The sequence below is a fragment of the Bacteroidota bacterium genome (assembly GCA_039111535.1).
In the GTDB taxonomy this organism is placed as follows: Bacteria; Bacteroidota; Rhodothermia; order Rhodothermales; family JAHQVL01; genus JBCCIM01.
Map to the genome: position 1 here is coordinate 1 of JBCCIM010000337.1, position 2,781 is coordinate 2,781.

Annotated in this window: 3 protein-coding genes; 2 read left to right on the forward strand and 1 reads right to left on the reverse strand. The window is 48.9% G+C overall.

What is annotated here, in order from left to right; all coding sequences use genetic code 11:
* A partial coding sequence (locus tag AAF564_26555) for a hypothetical protein (GenBank protein ID MEM8489134.1) occupies positions 1-377 on the forward strand: 377 nt, incomplete at its 5' end.
* On the opposite strand, the gene glgB is transcribed toward AAF564_26555, so the two are convergent.
* Positions 297-2,525, reverse strand: a complete 2,229-nt coding sequence (gene glgB, locus AAF564_26560; GenBank protein ID MEM8489135.1) for a 1,4-alpha-glucan branching protein GlgB — start codon at positions 2,523-2,525, stop codon at positions 297-299. The genes AAF564_26555 and glgB overlap by 81 nt on opposite strands.
* 42 nt (positions 2,526-2,567) lie before the next feature.
* On the opposite strand from glgB, the gene AAF564_26565 reads away from it, so the two are divergent.
* The coding region (locus AAF564_26565) for an Rnf-Nqr domain containing protein (GenBank protein ID MEM8489136.1) at positions 2,568-2,781 on the forward strand (214 nt) is incomplete at its 3' end.

A 2,781-nucleotide genomic window follows, 5' to 3' on the forward strand; every position in this document is an offset into this window, starting at 1 on the left:
ACACGGTGCACGCGGCCACCGAGGCCATCCTCGGCAACGAGAAGCCCGTGCAGCCCAAGCCCGACAAGGTCCCGGTGGACCACACGTTCTTCCTGGCCAACTTCTGCACGACGAGCATCGCGAGCTCCACCATGCAGCAGCAGCAACAACAGCAACAGCAGCCGTCGTCGTCGTTCATGCCGAAGAGGCGAGAGAGCGGCAGCAGCAGCAACTTTCGGGGAAACGCCGGCGCGAGCAACAACTTTGATCCCGTGACGAAGAACGGATTGGCCGCCTCTCCCGTCGCGGCCGGGGCGTCACCTCACCAGATGGCGCCGGAGAACAAGACCCCCGTCAAGGCCCACTACGCCAGCGGCGGCGGCAACAATCGCAATTGAATACGGTTGCCCATCGCAAGGCACGTGTTCAGCAGGTACCCCTCCCTGGTTACCAACATTGCTGCCGCCGTAATATTCGGCATCAGTGTTTAGTTTTTCATGATAGAAACCAAGCGCAGGCACACCTACTCGATAAGATTCTCGAACAATAGGCGTGAAGTGGCTCACGATGATAACGGGAGGGTTGTCTTGACCGTGGCGCATCCAGGCATAAGCTGACTCGCTCGATTCATTAGCTTTGAGCCACTCAAACCCCTGCGGTTCGCAATCATGCTGATGTAAGGTGGGTAATTCATTATAAAGCCAATTCAAATCTTTGATGAGGCGTTGTACCCCGGCATGCCAGTGAATTTCTAGCAGATCCCAATCAAGGCTGCGATCATGATGCCACTCTAGACCGTGCGCGAATTCGCTGCCCATAAACAATAGCTTTTTACCTGGATGCATCCACATGAAGCCAAAATAAGCACGCAAGCTGGCAAATTGTTGCCACGCATCGCCGGGCATTCGGCTAATCATTGAACCTTTACCATGCACAACTTCATCATGACTGAGAGGTAGAATAAAATTTTCGCTAAATGCATACAGCAAGCCAAAGGTCATATCATGATGATGATATTGTCGATGGATTGGTTCATGTTTCATATAGTCTAATGTGTCGTGCATCCACCCCATATTCCATTTAAACCCAAACCCTAGGCCGCCGAGCCAGGTCGGCTGTGATACGCCTGGCCAAGCTGTGGATTCTTCAGCAATCGTGATAGCCCCCGGGCACTCACCATATACTGCTTCATTCAATCTTTTAAGAAAGCTAACAGCCTCCAGGTTTTCATTGCCACCATATTCGTTGGGAATCCATTCGCTCTCTTCGCGGCTATAATCGAGGTATAACATGGAGGCGACTGCATCAACCCGCAGTCCGTCGATATGGTATTGCTTTAACCAGAACAGTGCATTGTTGAGCAGGAAATTAACGACCTCATTGCGACCATAGTTGTAAATTAACGTATTCCAGTCTTGGTGAAAACCCTGGCGCGGATCAGCATGTTCATACAAATGTGTACCATCAAATTGAGCCAACCCATGTTCGTCGGTCGGAAAATGACCAGGCACCCAATCAATAATGACACCTAAACCAGCTCTGTGACAGGCGTTAACGAAGTAACAGAAATCCTCTGGTGAACCAAAGCGGGAGGTCGGTGCATACAACCCGATAGGCTGGTAACCCCATGAACCGTCAAACGGATGTTCACTGACAGGAAGTAACTGTAAATGAGTAAACCCCATATTACGTACGTAGGGAATCAGTTCTTCAGCAAGTTCGTGGTAACTCAGATAGCGATTGTCAGGGCCACGTTGCCAAGAACCTAAATGGACTTCGTAAATACTGATGGGAGCGTGTCGGGACTGATTTTTTGCTCGCTTTCGCATCCAGTCATCATCCTGCCAGCGAAATGTATCAAGGCGATGTACAACAGCAGCGGTTTTAGGCGGTATTTCGCAGGCAAACGCAAAGGGGTCTGATTTTAATGGCAATAAATCGCCGTTGTTAGTTTTAAGCTCATACTTGTAGTGTAAGCCTTCTGCCAGCCCTGGAATAAATAGCTCCCAGATACCTGCTTCGATCCTTAGGCGCATAGGGTGACAGCGGCCATCCCATTGATTAAAGTCACCAACAACTGAAACCCTACTTGCATTAGGGGCCCAGACGGCAAAACTGACACCGGCAACACCTTCAAACTCGCATGGATGCGCTCCAAGTTTCTCCCATGCTTGTCTATGTGTACCTTCTGCGAGTAAGTGCAGATCAAGCTCACCCAAAAGCATGGGCAAGCAATAAGGATCTTCAATTTCGGCAACGCCATGTTCTGTCGTAATGCGCAAACGGTAAGGAAATTCATGTTCGCCAACTGTGCCAGCAAACCAGCCATCAGCACCTTGCGAAGGTAAATCAGCAACAATTTTGTTGTGTAATATGTCAACAACTTCGACGCGCTGTACTCTGGGCATAAAAGTGCGCACTACATACTCATTTGCCGCTTTATCAAAGTGCATACCACGTACAGCAAAGGGATCTATCTCCCAGTTTTTGTTTGTTTGCATATCAACTGCTCGCGCTGTCAATACATCATTGCCCACTGCTTTCATCCGTGTTATATCTTTAATAAACAGGTCATTTTACAGGATGCCATGGACTATCTGTTGATCTTCATTAGCACAGTATTAATTAACAATTTTGTGCTGACTAAATTCTTGGGGTTGTGCCCGTTTATGAGTGTTTCTACCAGCGTAGAAACTGCCCTGGGTATGGGGATGGCCACGACTTTTGTGTTGACTCTGTCAGCTGTTGTCAGCTATCTGCTAAATACCTGGCTCTTGATTCCATTAAATCTCGAATTTCTGC

What these genes read in the sequence shown, in the direction of transcription:
- glgB (MEM8489135.1), bottom strand. Translation starts at nt 2,525, where the DNA reads ATGAAAGCAGTGGGCAATGATGTATTGACAGCGCGAGCAGTTGATATG.